Source organism: Bacteroides mediterraneensis (assembly GCF_900128455.1).
Taxonomy (GTDB): domain Bacteria; phylum Bacteroidota; class Bacteroidia; order Bacteroidales; family Bacteroidaceae; genus Phocaeicola; species Phocaeicola mediterraneensis.
Genome location: NZ_LT635783.1, coordinates 53575 through 73215, shown reverse-complemented (window position 1 = coordinate 73215; position 19641 = coordinate 53575). Strand labels below are relative to the sequence as shown.

At 46.7% G+C, this 19641-nt stretch carries 10 protein-coding genes; 6 read left to right on the top strand and 4 right to left on the bottom strand.

The features are described 5' to 3' along the window. Positions 1 to 7 precede the first annotated feature (7 nt). From BQ7480_RS00255 to BQ7480_RS00240, 4 genes are all read right to left on the bottom strand, one after another. Positions 8 to 829, bottom strand: coding sequence for a metal ABC transporter permease (locus tag BQ7480_RS00255; RefSeq protein ID WP_072541236.1), 822 nt, complete (start codon positions 827 to 829; stop codon positions 8 to 10). A gap of 17 nt (positions 830 to 846) precedes the next feature. Further along, positions 847 to 1266: a phospholipase gene (locus tag BQ7480_RS00250; protein WP_072541235.1), complete on the bottom strand. Its 420-nt coding sequence runs from the start codon at positions 1264 to 1266 to the stop codon at positions 847 to 849. A 7-nt stretch (positions 1267 to 1273) separates the two neighbouring features. Then, positions 1274 to 2506: a 3-phosphoshikimate 1-carboxyvinyltransferase gene (locus BQ7480_RS00245; protein WP_072541234.1), complete on the bottom strand. Its 1233-nt coding sequence runs from the start codon at positions 2504 to 2506 to the stop codon at positions 1274 to 1276. Between the two features lie 71 nt (positions 2507 to 2577). Beyond that, positions 2578 to 6561 carry a hybrid sensor histidine kinase/response regulator transcription factor gene (locus BQ7480_RS00240; protein ID WP_072541233.1) on the bottom strand — a complete coding sequence of 1328 codons (3984 nt, stop codon included), beginning with the start codon at positions 6559 to 6561 and terminating at the stop codon, positions 2578 to 2580. A 581-nt stretch (positions 6562 to 7142) separates the two neighbouring features. Here BQ7480_RS00240 and BQ7480_RS00235 point away from each other — a divergent pair. The 6 genes from BQ7480_RS00235 to BQ7480_RS00210 all read left to right on the top strand — a co-directional run bounded on the left by BQ7480_RS00235 (position 7143) and on the right by BQ7480_RS00210 (position 19630). Beyond that, positions 7143 to 9581, top strand: a complete 2439-nt coding sequence (locus BQ7480_RS00235; protein ID WP_072541232.1) for a glycoside hydrolase family 127 protein — start codon at positions 7143 to 7145, stop codon at positions 9579 to 9581. A 26-nt stretch (positions 9582 to 9607) separates the two neighbouring features. After that, positions 9608 to 12706 carry a SusC/RagA family TonB-linked outer membrane protein gene (locus BQ7480_RS00230; RefSeq protein WP_072541231.1) on the top strand — a complete coding sequence of 1033 codons (3099 nt, stop codon included), beginning with the start codon at positions 9608 to 9610 and terminating at the stop codon, positions 12704 to 12706. Between the two features lie 13 nt (positions 12707 to 12719). Beyond that, positions 12720 to 14438, top strand: coding sequence for a RagB/SusD family nutrient uptake outer membrane protein (locus BQ7480_RS00225; RefSeq protein ID WP_072541230.1), 1719 nt, complete (start codon positions 12720 to 12722; stop codon positions 14436 to 14438). An 8-nt stretch (positions 14439 to 14446) separates the two neighbouring features. Continuing rightward, the gene (locus BQ7480_RS00220) at positions 14447 to 15937 is read left to right on the top strand and encodes a DUF4859 domain-containing protein (RefSeq protein ID WP_072543821.1); all 1491 of its coding nucleotides are present in this window, start codon (positions 14447 to 14449) and stop codon (positions 15935 to 15937) included. A gap of 85 nt (positions 15938 to 16022) precedes the next feature. Continuing rightward, positions 16023 to 18281, top strand: coding sequence for a DUF6055 domain-containing protein (locus BQ7480_RS00215; RefSeq protein ID WP_072541229.1), 2259 nt, complete (start codon positions 16023 to 16025; stop codon positions 18279 to 18281). Further along, positions 18278 to 19630, top strand: a complete 1353-nt coding sequence (locus BQ7480_RS00210; protein WP_072541228.1) for a DUF6055 domain-containing protein — start codon at positions 18278 to 18280, stop codon at positions 19628 to 19630. Before BQ7480_RS00215 ends, BQ7480_RS00210 begins: the two co-directional genes overlap by 4 nt. Positions 19631 to 19641: the final 11 nt, after the last annotated feature.

The window sequence follows — 19641 nt, the reverse complement described above, 5'->3', positions numbered from 1 at the left end:
ATCTCCCTCAGCTCATTCGTTTTTTGCGGAGCATGCATAATATTTTGGCTCCCACATAAATCAGGATGGACACGAAAATGATGGCCGCTCCCGAAGGCACCCGCAGCTGGTATGACAGCAGCAACCCGCCCAGGCATCCCAGGTAACCGATACCGATGGAAAGCCAGATGATTCGTTTGAAACTGTAGGTGAAAAGGTTGGCCGTCATCTGCGGAAGGGTCAGCAGGGAAATGGCCAGTACGATGCCCACCATCCGGAGGCAGGCCACGATGGTCAGTGCGATGAAAGCCATCAGGGTATATTCGAAGGCACTCACGGGGATGCGCTGGGAACGGGCAAATTCCCGGTCGAAGGCAATGGCCGTGATGGGCCGGAGAAACAGGGTGAAAAAGGCGGTAAGTGCCAGGCTCAACACCACCAGCAAAAGGATGTCCGCCCGCGTGATGGTCAGGATGTTGCCGAACAGGAACGAAGAAAGGTCGGGGGTGAATCCGGGTGCCAGAAAGCTGAAGATGATACCCACAGCCATGCCGAACGTCCAGAATACGGCGATGGCCGAGTCTTCGCGCATGTCGCTGCGCTTGCTGAGCCATTCCACGCCGAAAGCCGACAGCACTGAAAACACTGCCGCACTCAGAATCGGAGAGATACCGGCGTAGAGCCCGATACCGATGCCTCCGAATGAGGCATGCGTGATACCCCCGCTGATGAATACCAGCCTTCGGGTTACGATGTACGTGCCGATGATGCCGCAGGCAATGCTGGCAAAAAGGCTACCCAGCAGCGCATGCTGGAAAAAAGTATAATGCAACAAATCGAGGATATTCATGGGCAAGTGAGGGAGGGTTAATGGAAACGGCGTTCTCCGACTATCAGGAACAGCTCGTCTTTCAGTTCATCGGGAATTTCCACGCCACGGAGTTGCAGGCTGCGGCACCATCCAGCCACTTCCTCCTCTTTCATGGTGTACATGATTTCCCGGAATTCATCAATCTCTTTTTCCGTATAAGTATCCGACGGATGCCCCTTGAAGCGGTCCAGTTCCTCATCGTCGTAATACTCTATCTGTTTGCTGACGGCCGCCAGCAAACTTTCTTTTTCGCAGACCTGATGCTGTCCGCAGCATTCCCCATCCACCGTCTTGACTTCCGGGGCTTCTGTCAATTCTCCGCGGTCAATCTTCTTTTGTACGGAGCGGTTGTAGAAAAATCCGGCCACCAGTCCGAAGAGAACGACTCCAATTAATATGATGATTAAAATCCACATGATACAATCAGTTTTGAGTGAGATGAAAACCAGCTTGCTGCAAATCTTCCCAGAACCGGGGATATGATTTGGAGACTACTTGTGGGTTGCGCACACACAACGCGCCTTGGCGTAACACTGCCGGTGCAAAGGCCATGGCCATGCGGTGGTCTTCGTACGTGTCGATGACTGGCGGATTCTGCGGTTCGCACCGTTCACCCGCCCAGGCAAGTACAGAACCTTCGCTTTCTTCCAGTACGTAGCCCAGTTTGCGCATTTCTGCCATTAAGGCCGCCATGCGGTCGGTTTCCTTGATTTTCAGACTTTGCAGTCCTGAAAAGCGGAAAGTGACTCCCCGCATGGCACATGTCACTACGAATGTCTGCGCCAGGTCGGGCTGGTTCACAAAATTATATTCCAAGTGTTTTACGCAGGAATTTGTCTGGTAGAGCGTGACGGTCTGTCCTTCTCTTTTCGTGCCCACGCCCAGTTGTTCGAACAGTTCCGCTACTTTTGAATCGCCCTGCGGACTCTGTGCGAAAAGTCCCGGAAGGCTTACGGTGGCATCCTGTGGCGACAAGGCTACTATTTCATACCAGTAGGAAGCTGCGCTCCAATCGCTTTCTATATAATAAGGTAAAGCCTGATAGGGGGTAGGAGTCACATGAAGGCTGCAATCGGAAGTCCATTCCACTTCTGCTCCGAAATCCCGCATCACTTTCAGCGTCAGGTTGATGTAAGGACGTGATACGATTTCCCCCCTGAGGGTCAGGTCCAGTCCTTTCTCCAGCATCGGACCAATCATCAGCAAGGCAGAGATGTATTGGGAACTCACATTTCCCGGAAGGGTCAGACAATTTCCTTTCAGCGTCTGTCCGGAAATTTTCAGAGGAGGATAGCCTTCGTTCTCCATGTATGCGATGTCCGCTCCCAGGCTTCGCAGAGCCTCCACCAAAATCTGGATGGGGCGTTGCCGCATCCGTTCCGTACCGGTCAGGGTATGGGTACCGGGTGTAACGGAAAGATAAGCTGTGAGAAAACGCATGGCAGTTCCCGCCGCCATGATGTCAATCACTTCCGGCATGTGAGCCAGCGCTTCGGTCATGACATGCGTATCGTCGCAGTCGGACAGGTTTTCCAATTTGCACTGGCTGTGAGCCAGTGCATGGATAATCAGTGCCCGGTTGCAGATACTCTTGGACGAAGGCAACAGAATGGTTGCCTGTATGCGTTCCGGTGGGGTAATGGTTATGCACTTCATGTTGAATCAAATCTTTGAATCGCAAAGATACACAATTTTACGTAGTCGCGCCGTCGTACCCTTATAAAATCTCATTCCTTCTCTGTCGGTGAACCGGCAGGCTGGGACGTGTGGCTGGCGATGTATTCGCCCGGTTTCATGCCAAACTGTTTCTGGAAACACTTGCTGAAGTACGACGGGTTATTGAATCCCACCATGTAGCTCACCTCGTTGATGCGGTACTGGTTTTCCAGCAGCAGGGAGGCCGCCTTCTTCAGACGGATAATCTGAATCATCTCGTTCGGGGTGGTATTGGCCAGTCCTTTGAGTTTGACGAACAGTCCCGAACGGCTGATGCACAGTTTTTCAGCCAGAAAATCCACCGAAAGCTGGTCGTTGTTCAGGTTCTCTTCAATCAGGTGGTTCATCTTCTCCAGGAACACCTTGTCAGTCTGGTTGGCTGCGATGGAATTGATGGCAACCGTCGGCATCTGCGAGAATTTCTGTCTCAGCTGCAGACGCAGTTCCAACAGGTTTTTGATACAGGCTTCCAGGTATTGCAGGGAGAAGGGTTTCTCAATATAGGCATCCGCCCCACAGTTCATGCTGGTAATTTTGGCCTCTGTGCCTGTCTTGGCAGTCAGCAGGATGAACGGGATATGACTCGTCATCTGGTTGCTTCGTACTGCCTTGCACAGGTCAATACCGTTCATGTGCGGCATCATCCAGTCGCTGATAATCAATGATACTTCCTGCTCTTTCAACTTATGCAGTGCCTCGGTGCCGTCGGAGGCCGTCACAATGGTATAGTTGTTCTGGAAATGGGAGGACAGGAAATGAAGCATGTCTTCGTTGTCGTCCACAATGAGCATGATGGGCAGCACCTTGTTGGGGGCTGAAGAGTCATGTTGCTCGGGGATGATGTCTTCGGGTAGCGGGCCTGCCGACAAGATTTCTCCGTTTTCGTTGGTCTGTTTCTCCTGTTTCTGTGGAAGTGTGATGATGAAGGCAGAGCCCATTCCCGGTTGGGAGGTCACTTCCACCTTGCCATGATGCGCTTCCACGATGCCTTTCACGATACTCAGTCCGATGCCCGTGCCCGGTTTGTTTTCCGACGCCTGATAGAAAGGTTTGAAGATTTTGCTCAGTTCCTCTTCGTTCATTCCTTTCCCGTTGTCTTTCACCTGGATGGAGAAAGTCTGCTGTTCCGGTTGTTCCAGGAAGCGGACTTCAATCATGCTTTCCGTATATTTGTTGGCATTGGTCAGCAGGTTGCTCAACACTTTTGTGATGGCTTCCTTGTCTACGTCGGCATGGAAATCCTTTTCCGGATAGACTACGGAGAAACTGACTCCTTTCTGGTGTAGAGTCGGAGAGAAGCGTTCGCACACGCCCTCCATCAGTTCCCGTATGGATTGTGAAGTGAAGTGCATCCGCATTTCCTTCTGTTCCACTTTCCGGAAGTCGAGCAGCTGGTTCACCAGGTAAAGCAGGCGCTGGCTGTTGCGGTCGATGATTTCCAGTTCCTGCCGTTCGTTGGACGGGATGTGTGTGGACTGCATCACTTTTTCCAGCGGGCCGATGATGAGTGACACCGGCGTACGGATTTCATGGGCAATCATGGTGAAGAAATTGATTTTTGCTTCATGGATTTCCTTTTCTTTCTTGCTGTTCAATTCGTCGATGGCCTTGGCATGTTTCTTTTCGCTCCGGCGCACCACGTAACGCAGCAGCAGTCCGATAGCGAGGATAAACAGCAGAAAATAGCCAATCTTGAACGGCAGGGAGAAATAGAACGGAGGATGCACGATGATGCGGATGGACGTACCTTCTTCGTTCCATACGTTGTCATTATTGGAGGCTTTTACCCGGAAGGTATAAGTGCCTGCCGGCAAGTTGGTGTAGGTGGTGCTGTGTTGAGGACCTACATAGTTCCATTCCTTGTCAAAACCTTCCAGAATGTAGGCGTACTGGTTTTTTTGGGGTGTACAGTAGCTTAAAGCCGCATACGTCAGTGTGATGACGTTGTCTTTGTAGGGAAGATGGATTTCTTCCAGGTGGTCGATGGCTTCTGGTAATATGCCTCCTTCTTGAGTTTCTATTTTTTTGTTGAAAATTTCCAGTCCAGTCAATACTACATTGGGCTTTTGCATGTTGAGTTTCAACAAATGCGGATAGAACGTATTGAAACCATTGATGCTGCCGATGTAGAATTCCCCGTTGCGGGTTTTCAGGGCTGAAGCCATGACGGAAGCTTCGCTTTGCAGCCCGTCACTTTTGGTGAAAATCTGTACGCTCCTTGTGGCGGGAGTATATTTCACCAGTCCCTTGGCGGTGGTGAGCCACAGGCAGTCTTCTCCTTCCAGAATGGCATTGATGCATTGGTTGGGTATGTTCAGGGGATGATAGGAGAAGGTGTTTTTGAGAGGATTAAATAAGTAAAGTCCTTCTGCGGTGGCTACCCACAGCTCATTTTCACGATTGATGCAAAGATGGTTGATGGTCTGACAGTTCAGCCCTTCAGACTGGCCATATTTTTCCCATACCTGATTTTGGGGAGAGTATTTAAAGACCCCTTTCCCTTGGGTGGCAATCCAGATATTTCCTTTTGCGTCTTCTCTCATCTCGATAATCAGGGCATCCAGGTTCTTGACCCGTGTAAACCGGTCGTTCTGCGGATTATATAAACAGACTCCGCTCATGGAGCCGGTCCAGATTTGTCCGTGGCTGTCCTGAAAAATAGAATAGATACTGCTTTCATCCAGTCCGTTTTCTCCGCTGTATCTTCGGATGTGCCCGGTGGCTGTTTGTAAAACGTATATCCCGTCGCTGTAGGTGCCAATCCAGAGCTCTTTTCCGGTGTGGCATAGGGCATGGACATTTTTGTGGGTCAGCTGTTCTCTTCCGGGAAAGTTCACAAACTGTCCTTTGGATGGAGAAAAACAACTTACTCCGGCATCGTCCGAACCAATCCAGATTTCTCCATTCTCCCCTTCACAGAAACGGCTGATGATTTGTCCGTTGAAAAAGGGAAAATCATCTGTGCCGGAGTATCCGTGAAATTGTCCACAATAGGGAGGCAGATAATTTACTCCGTTGTAGTAGGTACCTATCCATACACCGCCTTCCCGGTCTTTCAGCATCGGATAAATGAATTTGTTGGATAAAGACTCGTTGCCCTCTCCGTATTGGTCGTAAAGGAAACTTTCTTGGGTAATCGGGTTAAAGATGGTCATCCCTTCGTCGGAACCTATGAAGAAAATTTCGGGGGAGTATTCCAGAATGGAATGGATATGGCGTATGCCTATACCTTTTTCGGAAACCAGAAACTTTTGCACTTCATGTGTCTGCGGATTGAGTTTCCAGAGCCCTTTTTCCCAAGTGCCAATCCAAAGGTTATGAGATGAGTCTTCCCACAGGGCCATGGAATATACCCCTGCAGACTCTCCTTTAATCGGAAATTCTTCAAACGTATTGTGGGCTTTGTTGAGTCGGCAGAGACGGTAAGGACCGGATACCCAGATATTGTTTTGAGCATCGTTCAATATACGGATAATGATATTGTCATTCTGAGGAATTTCATATTGTATCAGTTTGCAGGTTTGGGTGTTGTATTGAAACACGCCTTGCTTGCGGGTGGCAATCCAAATATTCTTCTCTTTGTCTTGGATGATATGGGTTATCCATGAGGTGATGCCCGTATTATTGCTTGTCTTTTCCAAAAAGGGGGCAAATGTATCTTTTACCTGGTTGTAGATATACACTCCGTTTTCTGTGCCTAACCATAATTCATTGGTGTTTGTCTCGCAGATGGCATTTATAGAACTGGCATGAAAGTCAGGATAAAGTGGGTTGCTTTTTTGGTAGAAGACAAATTGGTTCCCGTCGAACCGGCTTAATCCACTTTCTGTTCCCAGCCAGATATAGCCTTTCTGGTCTTGCAGAATGGAGGATATGCCATTGGAAGAAACCCCGTTTTCGATGTTGTAATGACGGAATTGGAAGTGAGTGGGAAGCGCGGCATTTCCCCATAGGCCGACCGACAGGAAAATGAATAAGCAATAAAGTGTCCTCATACGTATACCTTTTTAAAAACTGTACAAAGTTCATTAAAATAGACGAATAAGGCATATAAAATAATTTAAAAAAGATAATGTAAAAGTCTAATTCTGAAAGGTGGTGTCGGTTGGTTAACGCGTGCGGCGGATGAATGTCTTTTGTTCGTCGATTTTCTTTGTCTTTTTTGTAGAGTTCCGATGTGTTGTGTTGGGGTCCCTGTACGGAACCGTACGTTTCCCGTGGCGGAGCCGTACGTTTTCCAATGCGAAAACCTACGTTTTCGGCACGGGAAACATAAAAACCGAAAAAGGAAAGTGGCTTTTGCATCAAGGCGTTTTCAGCTTTAAGAATTGATAACTGAAATTTCAGCGCAGTCTATCCCCCTTCCTGTCTGGAAAAGGATGATAAAATCGTCCGAAGATATGCTATAAAAATCTATTTTTAGTTATGTAATGTATTGATTTATAGAGAATTGTGTATTTTTAAAATATTTCTTTCCATGCGACTATTTTTGTAGATGAATGGATGATATTTTTACCCATCTTTCTTATTAAAACCTACTTTTGCTAAAAGAAAATAAAAACCCAATTTATACAATATGAAGAACAGACTTTTGATATTGATGAGCGGAATCGCAGTGGTGGGAATCACTTCCTGTACCAAGCCTGCTTATCAACAGCCGGATGCTCCGATTCAGGAGGTCCCGTTTACCCAAGTACATATTAGTGACGGTTTCTGGTCGCCTCGTATTGAAACGAACCGTACCGTCTCTATTCCTTCTGCTTTTAAGGAATGTGAGAAAAACGGTCGTTTCGATAATTTCGCCATTGCGGGTGGATTGAAAAAAGGAGAACATCGTGGGGATTTTTCTTTCGATGATACCGACCCTTATAAAGTAATAGAAGGTGCCTCTTATTCACTGGCTGTGAAATATGACCCGAAGCTGGACCATTATCTGGACAGTGTGATTAATATCATTGCAGCGGCTCAGGAACCGGACGGTTATCTGACTACTTGCGTCACTAACAAGTGCTACCGTCTTTCCGGATGGTGGGGACGTTCCAAATGGGAAAAACTGAACAGCCATGAACTGTATAACAGCGGTCACATGTACGAGGCAGCCATCGCACACTATCGGGCTACGGGTAAACGTACCTTCCTCGATGTGGCCATCAAGAATGCCGACCTGGTATGCAAGGTGTTCGGTCCGGGCGAGGGACAGAAGCACGTGCCTTCAGGTCATCCTATCGTTGAAATGGCATTGTGTAAATTATATAAGGTGACGGGCGACGAGAAATACCTCAATATGGCGAAGTATTTCGTGGAAGAAACCGGACGGGGTACCGACGGTCACAAACTGAGCGAATACAGTCAGGACCACAAGCCGATTCTCCAGCAGGATGAAATCGTAGGTCATGCCGTACGTGCCGGATATCTTTATTCAGGTGTGGCCGATGTGGCAGCCTTGACCAAGGATACCGCTTATTTCCATGCCTTGACCCGCTTGTGGGACAATCTGGTGAGCAAGAAATTGTATATCACCGGTGGTATGGGTTCCCGGGCACAGGGAGAAGGCTTCGGACCGAACTATGAATTGCAGAACCATACCGCTTATTGCGAAACTTGTGCAGCCATTGCCAATGTATATTGGAACTACCGTATGTTCCTGGCTACCGGCGATTCCAAATACATGGATGTGCTGGAACGTGCCTTGTACAACGGCGTGATTTCGGGTGTGTCATTGAGCGGTGACAGATTCTTCTACGACAATCCGTTGGAATCCATGGGACAACACGACCGCCAGCCTTGGTTTGGTTGTGCCTGCTGTCCGGGTAATATCACCCGTTTTATGGCTTCCGTTTCCAATTATGTATATGCCACTCAGCAGAACGACATTTATGTGAACCTGTACATTCAGGGAAAAGCAGAGATGAAGACGGCTGACAATAAAGTAACATTGGAACAGACCACTCAGTATCCGTGGGACGGCAAGATTGCCATCAAAGTCACTCCAGAGAAAGAAGGTAAGTTTGCCATCCGTCTGCGTATCCCCAGCTGGGCAAAATCGGCTCCGGTAGCTTCCGACCTGTATGCTTATACAGATGCCGCCAAGAAATATACGTTGAAAGTTAATGGTTCCGACGTAAAAGGCATGGAAGGTGACGGTTACGAAACACTTGTCCGCACCTGGAAACCGGGCGATGTGATTGAATTGAATTTGCCGATGGATGTCCGTCGTATCACGGCCAACGACAAAGTGGAAGTCGACCGGGGTATGGTAGCTTTGGAACGCGGTCCGATTATGTTCTGTCTGGAAGGTAAAGACCAGCCCGACAGCATCGTCTTCAACAAGTTCATTCCGCGTGACACACCGATAAAGGCCACTTACGATGCTAACCTGCTGAAAGGGGTGATGGTATTAAGCGGAACAGCTAAGGAACTGGGTAAGGACGGCAGTGTGAAAGATGTACCATTCCGTGCCATCCCTTATTCTACTTGGGATAACCGCGGGTCCGACCAGATGGAAGTCTGGATTCCGGAGACCAAGGAATACGCTACTCCGACACCGGAACCGACCATCGCTTCCAAGGCCAAGACATTTACCATCCAGGCTCCTATCCAGAAAGATGCACCCGAGTCGGCAGCTGTGATGTCATACGCATGGGGCGTGAACGACCAGTGGGAACCCAAACGTTCTTCCGATACTTCCAAACCTTATTTCTACTGGTGGTTGAAAGACGGAACACTGGAGTCTCTGGCCTACGAGTTTGACCAGCCTTACACGGTTTCGAAAGTAGAAGTCTACTGGCTCGACTTTGACCATTACGACGGCAATTTCCGCGTACCGCAAAGCTGGAAGCTCTATTACAAGAACGGAAATTCCTGGAAAGAAGTAGAAACTAATGATCAATATGGCGTAGAAAAAGACAAGTACAACGTAGTCAACTTCAAGCCGGTCAAGACTACCGGATTGAAAATCTCTGCACAGCTTCAGAAAGGAGCTTCGGGAGGTATTATAGAATGGAAAGTAGAGTAATTTATTAATCCTTAAATACAAACAAGATGATTACACATTTAAATCGCATGTTGTTTAGTCGTGCATTTGTAAAAATGTCGGCATGTGTGGCGCTTTCTGCAGGTTGCCTGCCTGTGGCAGCTTATGCGGAATCCAATGGAGCACCGGTGGTAGAGGCTGTGTTGCAGCAGAAAGCCATTTCCGGTACGGTAGTAGATTCAAAAGGTGAAGCCATTATTGGTGCGAATGTAATGGAAAAAGGTACCACGAATGGTACGATTACGGACCTTGATGGTAAATTCAGTTTGAATGTATCGGCGAAAGCGGTACTTCATATCAGTTACATTGGTTATAAATCGCAGGATATTCCTGTGAGCCAATTGAAGAAAGGAGCTGTCATTACGTTGAAGGAAGATACCGAAGTGATGGATGAAGTAGTGGTGATTGGTTACGGTACGCAGCGTAAAGGCGATGTGACCAGTGCGATTGCTTCTGTGAAGGCGGAAGATTTTACGGCAGGTAAGATTACCGATGCAGCCGACTTGGTAAAAGGTAAGATTGCCGGTTTGAGTGTGACCAATTCTTCTGGTGACCCGACAGCCACTTCCAGCATCATGTTGCGTGGTATCACTACCATTAAGGGAAGTGTCACTCCGTTGGTGTTGGTGGATGGAGTAGAAGGTTCCCTTACCACGGTGGCTCCCGAAAACATTGAATCCATCGATGTGTTGAAAGATGCGTCTGCGGCAGCAATTTACGGTACACGAGGTGCGAACGGTGTAATCTTGATTACAACCAAGACGGGAAGACGTGAATCCAAGGCGAGTGTTTCATATTCAGGCTATGTTTCTTTGTCAGACTGGTTTAAGACAGCAGATTTCATGGATACGCACGACGTGATTTATGGGCTGACTCCGTTTGAATACGAAGGTTATGATACAGACTGGCTGGCAGCCGTTACCCGTAAGGCAGGTTTCAAACATAATCATTCTTTGTCTATTGAAGGAGGTTCCAAAAATTCCACTTATTCTGCCAACGTGACTTTCAGCGATGAACAGGGTATCATGCGGAAGAGTGACAACCAGAACCTGAAAATGCAGATGGACTATACTCAATATGCCTTGAATGACATCTTGAAGTTCAACGTCAATATGTTGTATGGCCGTCAGACCTATACGAACAATAACAACTCGTATGTCTATCGTCAGGCTATCATCCGTAACCCGTCTTCCCCAATCTATAATGAAGATGGTTCTTACAATGAGAACTTTGACAAGCTGTATTACTACAATCCGGTAGAAATCCAGAATGAGCTGATTGGAGATACAAGAGTCAATTGGGCTCGATTGACCGGAAATATTACCGTAGAACCCATCAAGGGATGGAAAACAAACTTGATGTTGTCTACCAAAGAGAATATAACCCGTGGAGAAACGTATTATTCAAGTAAATATTACGACCAGGCTCAACAGAAAGTGAACGGTTATGCTTCGAAATCTGAAGGAAGTTCCCGGAGCAACAACTTGGAACTTACATCAAACTATGATTTTTCTATCGGAAAACATCATGTAAATGCATTGGTCGGTTATAGCTACTTGTACACCGTAAACGATGGATTTAGTGCTGGAAACGGTGATTTCCCGACTGAGGCCTACTTGTATAACAACTTGGGCTTGGGTAATTATCTGACAAATGAGAAAGCACCTCACGCTTCAATGGGGTCTTATAAAAACGACAATACATTGATTGGTTTCTTCGGACGAGTCAGTTATGGTTATGCCGACCGTTATAATTTGATGGTGAGTGTACGTCGTGAAGGTTCTTCCAAGTTTGGTGCCAACAATAAATGGGGTACCTTCCCTTCTGCTTCTGCCGGATGGACAATCAGTAATGAGAAGTTCATGCAGAACACCAAGCATTGGCTGGACAACTTGAAGTTGAGATTCGGTTTTGGTGTGACAGGTGTGATACCGGGTGATTCTTATAAGTCACTGTATTTGTATAATTATGATGCATACGGTGATGTGATGTCACAAGACGGTGAATGGATAAAGACTTTGGCTATTGTCCAAAATTATAACCCGAATCTGAAGTGGGAAACCACTCGTGAGTTCAACCTTGGTTTGGACTGGAGCGTATTGAGTGGCCGTTTAAGCGGTTCTATCGATGTCTATGACAAGAAGACATCTGACTTGCTGTATGACTACGCTGTTCCTGTACCACCTAACTTGTATGGTACAACAACTGCTAACGTAGGTCAGATGCGTAATCGTGGTATTGAAATTATGATTAATGCCATTCCGGTACAGACGAAAGATTTTGAATGGAGTACGACATTGACACTTTCACATAACAGCAACAAACTGTTAAGCCTTTCTAATGATTTGTATGAGACGGATAACTTCCAAGAATTGTATGGAGGTTTGGGTGAACCGATCAGTACCCCTACTCACTGTATGGAAGTAGGGCATCGTTTGGGCGATTTCTGGGGCTTGAAGTCCGTGGGAGTAGATAAAGACGGATTTGTCTTGGTAGAAGTAAAAGATGATAATGGAAACTGGACAGTGAAACCTTTCAATACCAATTTGAATGTGGAAAGTAACCGTCAGCGTTTGGGTAACGGTCTGCCGAAGGTCTATGCCGGATGGAACCATACCTTCCGTTACAAAGGTTTTGATTTGAGCTTGCAGTTCACCGGACAGTTCGGTTATCAGATTTTGAATGCACAGCGTTGTTTCTACGAAAACAACTCCATTGCCTACAACCGTTTGAAATCTGCCGCCAACTATTATCCGGCAATCAATACGGATATGACTCCTGTAATTGACGAAGCTACGGGTGAACAGAAGATGGTTCGTCTTTCAAATTCCATGTCACAGGGTTATTGGAGTGACCATATTGAAAATGGTGATTTCGTAAAATTGTCAAGTGCAACTATTGGCTATACAGTGCCGTTGAAAGGAAATCTCCGGAAATATATTAATAATTTACGAGTTTATGTATCAGGCCAGAACCTGTTCTGTATTACGGGATATTCAGGTCTTGACCCGGAAGTGGACAATGCCTTTATGACACCAGGTGTTGATTATCAGGATAAATATCCGACCACTCGTTCATTTACTTTTGGCTTGAATGTTAACTTTTAATTGATGTAGATTTATGAAAAATTTGAGATTCAAACATATATTGGTAGGATTGGCTGCAAGTTCTTGTTTGACATTTGGTTCATGTACAGATTTGTCAGAGAATTTATATGATTCGTTGAACGAGAGTAACTTGGACTTTACCAGTGAAAATGATGTGAATGCATTGATGGGGCAAGCTTTTGCACAATTCCGCTACATTTATTGGGCATGGAATGGCTATTTTGACTTGCAGGAAGAATGTAGTGATACATACATGACCCCGAAACGAATTGGCATTGGCTGGGGTGACCTGTATGTGAATATGCATAAACATGATTGGGATTATAACTTGGGCCACATTGATGGTTTCTGGAACTATGCGTATAAATGCATCGGATATTGTAACCAGTGTCTGGATGTCCTGCCGGAAGCAAATGCTGCGGATAGAGCCCAATTGCGTTTCCTTCGTGCTACCGTATATTATATGTTGATGGATGCATTCCGCAATGTGCCATTGGAGACGACAAGAAATGTACCCGAGGGATATCTTCCAACTCAAAGTTCGGCACAGGATATTTTTGATTTCTGTGTGACTGAGCTTTCAGAAATCAAAGATGATTTAGGTACAGAGCACGTGTTTGGCTATGCCAATCGTTATGCGGCTTGTATGACATTGGCCAAATTGTACCTGAACCACAATGCTTATTTTGGGGGTGATGATAACTCTTGGTACGAGAAAGCTTATACAGAAGTAAATGAGGTGATTAACGATGGAGGTTATTCGTTGGCCGAAAATTATCTAGATAACTTTAAACATGACATTGATTCTTCTCCAGAGGTGATATTTGCCATTCCTTTGGATATTACGCATGCCTCTCATAATTATCTGTCCAGTAAGTGTCTGCCGCAATCAGGTTTGGCTGCGTATGGTTGTACCGGTGCGGCTCAGAATGGTAGTTGCGCTGTGCCTCAATTCATTGATACTTACGATGCAGAGGATAAACGTCTGACTGATACCTGGGCTGGTGGCATTCAGAAAAATGCGGTGAAGAACTCCGATGGAACTTATACTCCGCAGGCTGGTGATCCGATAGAGTTTACTGCAGATGACTGGTCGGGTACCGGATACTTGAATTATAATAAAGATGTACATTCTATTGACAATCCGGGTGCTTACCAGCAGGAAGGTTACCGTTTTGTCAAGAGTGAAATCTGTTCAGGTACCGATGGTACGTATGGAAACGATGTGGCATTCTTTCGTTTGGCCGATGCGATGTTCATCAAGGCCGAATGTCTGCTGAGACTGGGCGGATACAACGGTGAAACAGAGCAGACAGCTGCCGATTTGATTACGGAAGTTCGTAAACGTTCTTTCGACTCTGTGGCAAAAGCCACTCGTACTGTGGCACAGCTGAAAGGTGGAAGTGTGTATGATTACGGTCACCGTGAATATACTTGCGAAGGTTTTGCAAACTGGGACAGAGCTTCTTATGTATCTACACAGGAAGGCGGTAGTGATATTATTCTCGGTGGTTTGCTGGATGATCTTGGCTGGGAGTTTGTAGGTGAACACCATCGCCGTCAGGATTTGATTCGTTTCAAGATGCAAGATGGACGGAATGTATTCAATGGAAAATCTTGGTTCTGCAAGGATGCGACTACTGAAACCAAATGGGATTATTTCCCTCTTCCGAAGTCGGCTTTGGATGCGAATATTAGTTTGAAACAAAATGAAGGTTATTCTGGTAATTGATTAAGATTATGAAAAAACATTTATTATATGCGGCATTATTGGGTGGTTTGTGTTCTTTGGGAGTTACAAGCTGCGGGGATAATGAAGATGTTTCGAGAGAGCATGTGCTTACCGATGCTGAAATCGCAGAAATGGCGCGTCAGGATTCCATCGAAGAAGCGCAACGAAATCAGATTAATGCAGATTTGATTTTGGAATATACAGCAGATATCACGTTGAGTACCGTAGCGTATGATGGGGCTCATGTTACGGTGGAGACAGATAAAATAGCTGAGTTGTTTGGAATCTCAGAAGAAGACCTGTTGGCAGGTATCGCCTTGGAGTCTGGAGCACCTGAGATTACGGGCTTTGCCATTGAAGGTTCTACCCATGCCGATAATATGACGGCTTCAAACAGTAACTCTACTTGGGGGCATTGGTTTGACGCCAAAGGAGATGTTGTTGCATGGGGAACTACCGCCATGGTTTGTTGTGAGTTCAATACGGACGATAAGTATTTCAATGTGATGCAGTATCCGGGCCACCTGACCGATGGACAGACTGTAAAGGTGATTGAAGGTTTGAAGTATGGTGAAAAACGTGTGGCTGTAGTCATCACGGTTAATGCGCATGGAGCGGCAGCCATTACGGCACCGGTGGTTTCTACTCAGAAACTCAGCATTGACGTGAATCCGGCAAGTACATACGATTTGAACAATGTACAGTTTGATGCCGATCAGGTAAAAGCCGATTTGGGTATCTCATCAATGGATGATATCGAGAAATTTGTGGCTGTGAAATCTGATGGAAGCTATGCACAGGAATCAGATGCCGGAACAAATGGTTTCTGGTTCGACGTGGATGGATATGCCAGCGGATATTCTGACAACTCTCGTATCTATACATCCTATGGAGGTGATGAATGGGTTGAAAATGAAATCGGTATCGGCCAATATCCGGGCAAGACAGCTGTGGGAGATTCATATACATTCAACTATGGATTCCTGGCCAACAATAAGATTGTAATGATGGAAATCACGGTCAATGTGGTAGCTTACAATGACCCGGAAACCGCTCCGGAAGGGACACCGGAAGAAAAGACCATCGATGTGACACTGACCAAGAATTATACCACTGATTATGCGAATGTGCAATATGATATTCGGGATGTGCTTCGTCAAGCCTTTAAGATGACGACTTATCAGATTCACAGTGCACGTGTTTCAGGTGATTTGAAAATCTATTGCAAGGAGGAATCTTCAGAAGACCCTGAATATACTGCAGATGTTCCGGGATATTGGTTGGGAGAAGATGGCTCGGCCGTCAAGTTTGCCGAAGGTATTGGCTGGGTAAGCTTGGGAACCAGTGAAACAGAACTGTACCTGTATGGAGGTAACCATCCTGAAAATGTATCACCTACAGCCGGAGCTACCGTGAAGACTACTTACATCATTACTTGTAACGGTGGAAAAGTGACGGTGAACCTGACATTGCAGATTGATCCTCAGGTGGAAGAGTGAGAATAGTTGATTAATTAATAAAATGGGGAAGATGTGTTTGATTGTTTATGGTTAAGCACATCTTTCTTTTTTAATAAACAGTTTTATGAAAAGCACATTGAGATGGATAGGCTTATGCTTGCTCTCATTTTTATGGGTGGTTTCGCTGAATAGCTGTAAAGAAGAGGAGCAAGTGCAAGGCGAAGAGATAAAAATAGATGAAACTTCATCGCAACTGACATTGGAAGCGGAAGATACTTCTGCCTCTGTGAAGTTTACCGCCGTATCGTCGTGGAAAGCATCGTTGAAAGAGGATTCGGCAGCTGATTGGATTACACTCTCGGAAACCAGTGGAGTAGGAGGAGCCATCACGTTGAACCTGACGTTCTCCATCAATGAAAATGAGGCGGCGAGAACGGCCACTTTGGTGCTTTCTTGTGGAAGTACCGTGAAAGAAATTGGCATCACGCAGGGAGGAGGTTCCTTGCAGGTGATGGACGAGTCGGAGGTGGAAGATTTCGACAAATACTACAAGCCAGCAGAGTTTGAAGGTATGGACATGTTGCGCAGCGATGCCAAATGGTCGTGGTTCCGTTCCAAACAGAGTGAGCATTTCTTCGTGTTCTGGGAAGCCGGATTTGGCGATGACCCGAATGCGGAAACGGTACCTGCCAATTTGCGGGTAGACATCGATGACCTTTTGAAAAAGGCCGAGCAGTTCTATAAGACCAATATCGAAAAGCTGAAGTTTGCGGAAACCGGACAGGGCAAATCATTTCTGGACCGCTACAAGATGGAAATCTATCTGTTGTATCAGGAAGAATGGCTCGCTACGGGTTCCGGGTACGACAATACCATCGGGGCTTTGTGGGTAAATCCAAGTACGTGCCAGCCTGTGGGGTCTACCATTGCACATGAAATCGGACATAGCTTCCAGTATCAGGTGTACTGCGATAAGTTATGCCAGGGAGGAAATGATGATCTTAAATCGGGTTTCCGTTACGGATATGAAGGAAGCAATGGTGGATGTGGCTTCTGGGAGCAGTGTGCTCAATGGCAGTCGTTCCAGGATTATCCGGAAGAGATGTTCACCTCTTACTATTTTGATGTGTGGTTGAAGAATAATCACCGTCATTTTGAAAACGAATGGATGCGTTATGCCAGCTACTGGTTACAATCTTATTGGGTCATGAAACATGGCATTGAGACGATTGGTAATATCTGGAGAGAGTCTGTGTATCCGGAGGATGCCATCTCGGCTTATACACGGTTGTATTGCAACAACGATTGGAACAAGACGAAAGAAGAGTTGTATGATTATGCCAGCCGGATGGCTACTTTCGACATCGATGGGGTACGTGAATATTCCGATGGGTATCTCGGACGATATCACACGACGTTCTATTCGAGTGGAGATTATTATCAGGTGGCCTATGCCAATTGTCCGGAAGCTACTGGCTTCAACGTGATTCCTTTGAATCTGCCGGAAGCTGGCAATACGGTGGTGACAGCCGATTTCGTAGGACTGGAACCTGGTGCAGCTTTGGCAGCGGACGATCCGGGTGAGTACATGGAATCGGAGGCTGTAAAGGGTACAACCACGAAATACAATACGGCAGGAAGTGCCGGAAATATGGGCTGGATGTATGGCTTCGTGGCATTGAAACAGGATGGAAGCCGGGAATATGGTGAAGCGCATTCGGACAAGAACGGGAAAGTTTCCTTTAACGTACCGGCAGGTACGCAGAGCTTGTATTTCATTGTACAGGCTGCTCCACAGACCTATACGGTTCATCCGTGGGATGAAAAGGAATTGACCGACCAACAGTTCCCGTATAAAGTGAAGTTCGAGCATACGGATTTGTTGGGGAACGTGACGATTGACCCGGATGCAGAGCCCCAGAACCTGACACTGACGTACGACGTTTCTTTTGCAGCGAGCGCGACAGATTACAATGGAACTTCTGTCAATATCTCTGAAGTGGGAGATCTCACGAAAGTAGCACAGGCACTGACCATGCAGCCTTCACAGCTGGCATCGTACATGTTGTCGGCAAAAACAGAGCCTCAAGAGGGAAAAATTGCCTTTGCTGCAGTGAAGGCGGACGGTAGTCTGGACTATAATACGACAGCCAACGGATATGGCTTCTGGTTTGACAGCCTGGGTAATTCCATTGGATGGGGTAGTGACAATGACAGTAAGGTGTATGTGGAATATGATGCGGAGAACTTTATTTTCTCCATCGGACAATATCCGGGCAAATCGGCCTCCGGTGATACTTATACGGTGAAGGAAGCCTTGGTTTATACCGAAGGAGGGAAACAGTATCGGATAACTTTTGTCTTTAATATTCATATCAAATGAACAAACGATTTATCGGAGCATTTCTTTTAGCGGCAGTGTGTACTGCCGCTTTTTCACAATCGGTGTGTCCCGTTGATTTGTGCAATAACAAACTGAGAGGGAAGGAAATTTACATTCCCAAGGATTTGCAAGGCATGGACCTTCATAACCCGGACTCCAAATGGAGTTATCAGCGGATGTGCTGCACGGACAATGTGGCGGTGTTTTGGGAGAAGGGATTCGGCAATGACCTGGCAAATCCTCCTCAGCTGGAAGGACACGACATGCATGTGGACTTGAACAACCTGACGGACAAGCTGGAACATTTCTATACTTTTTTCCGGGACTCCCTACAATTCACGAAACCGGGGTCGAAGAGCGACCGTTACCGGATGATGGTCATGATTAACTACTCGCTCGAGGGAACGGCCTACGGCGGGGATTATGACCAGCAGATTGGAGCTTTGTGGGTGGCTCCCAACCGTATTCAGGATGAAAAGCTGAACTGTGTGGCACATGAGCTGGGCCACAGTTTTCAGTCGCAGATTTCGTGTGACGGGGAAGGAGAGGCCTGGGGAGGTTCCGGTTTCTTCGAGATGGCTTCGCAATGGATGTTGTGGCAGGTCAATCCGGACTGGCAGACCGACGAGCGTTATCACTGGGATGCCTTTACGAAACTGACGCACAAGGCCTATCTGCATTTGGAGAATATCTATCACTCTCCGTACATTCTGGAGTATTGGGGAGTGAAGCGGGGACGTCCCATCATTGCTGAACTTTTCCGGCAGGGAAAGAAGGGAGAAGACCCGGTAATGACGTATAAACGGCTGACGGGATTGTCGCAGGAGGCTTTCTGCGACGAGATGTTCGATGCCAGCCGTCACTTGGTGAACCTGGATTTTGAACGGGTGTGGAAGAATACACGGCCTTATGCCAACCAGTATGATTGTAAGCTGTCGAAGCAGGCTGATGGATGGTATCAGGTGCCTGCTGAGGTTTGTCCGGAAAACTACGGCTTCAATGTCATTCCGTTGGTGGTGCCGGAGCCGGGAACGAAGGTGACTTTACAATTTGAGGGATTGAAAGGTCCGCAGGATGGGTATGTATCGGTTCATCCGGAAAAGGCAGGCTGGCGGTATGGTTTTGTAGCCGTAAAGGCGGACGGAAAAAGTCTGTATGGCGAAATGAGTGCCAAGCAGAAAGGAAAACTGACTTTTAAGGTACCTGAAAGCGAGAAGTTAGTATATTTGTGGCTCGTAGTGATGGGGGCACCGGAGGAGCATTGGATGAATCCTTCGCCTCGGAGCGGGGAAAAAGATGCACAATGGCCTTATCGCATCAGACTGAAAGGTACGGATTTAAAGGACTAAATGGATAAAAC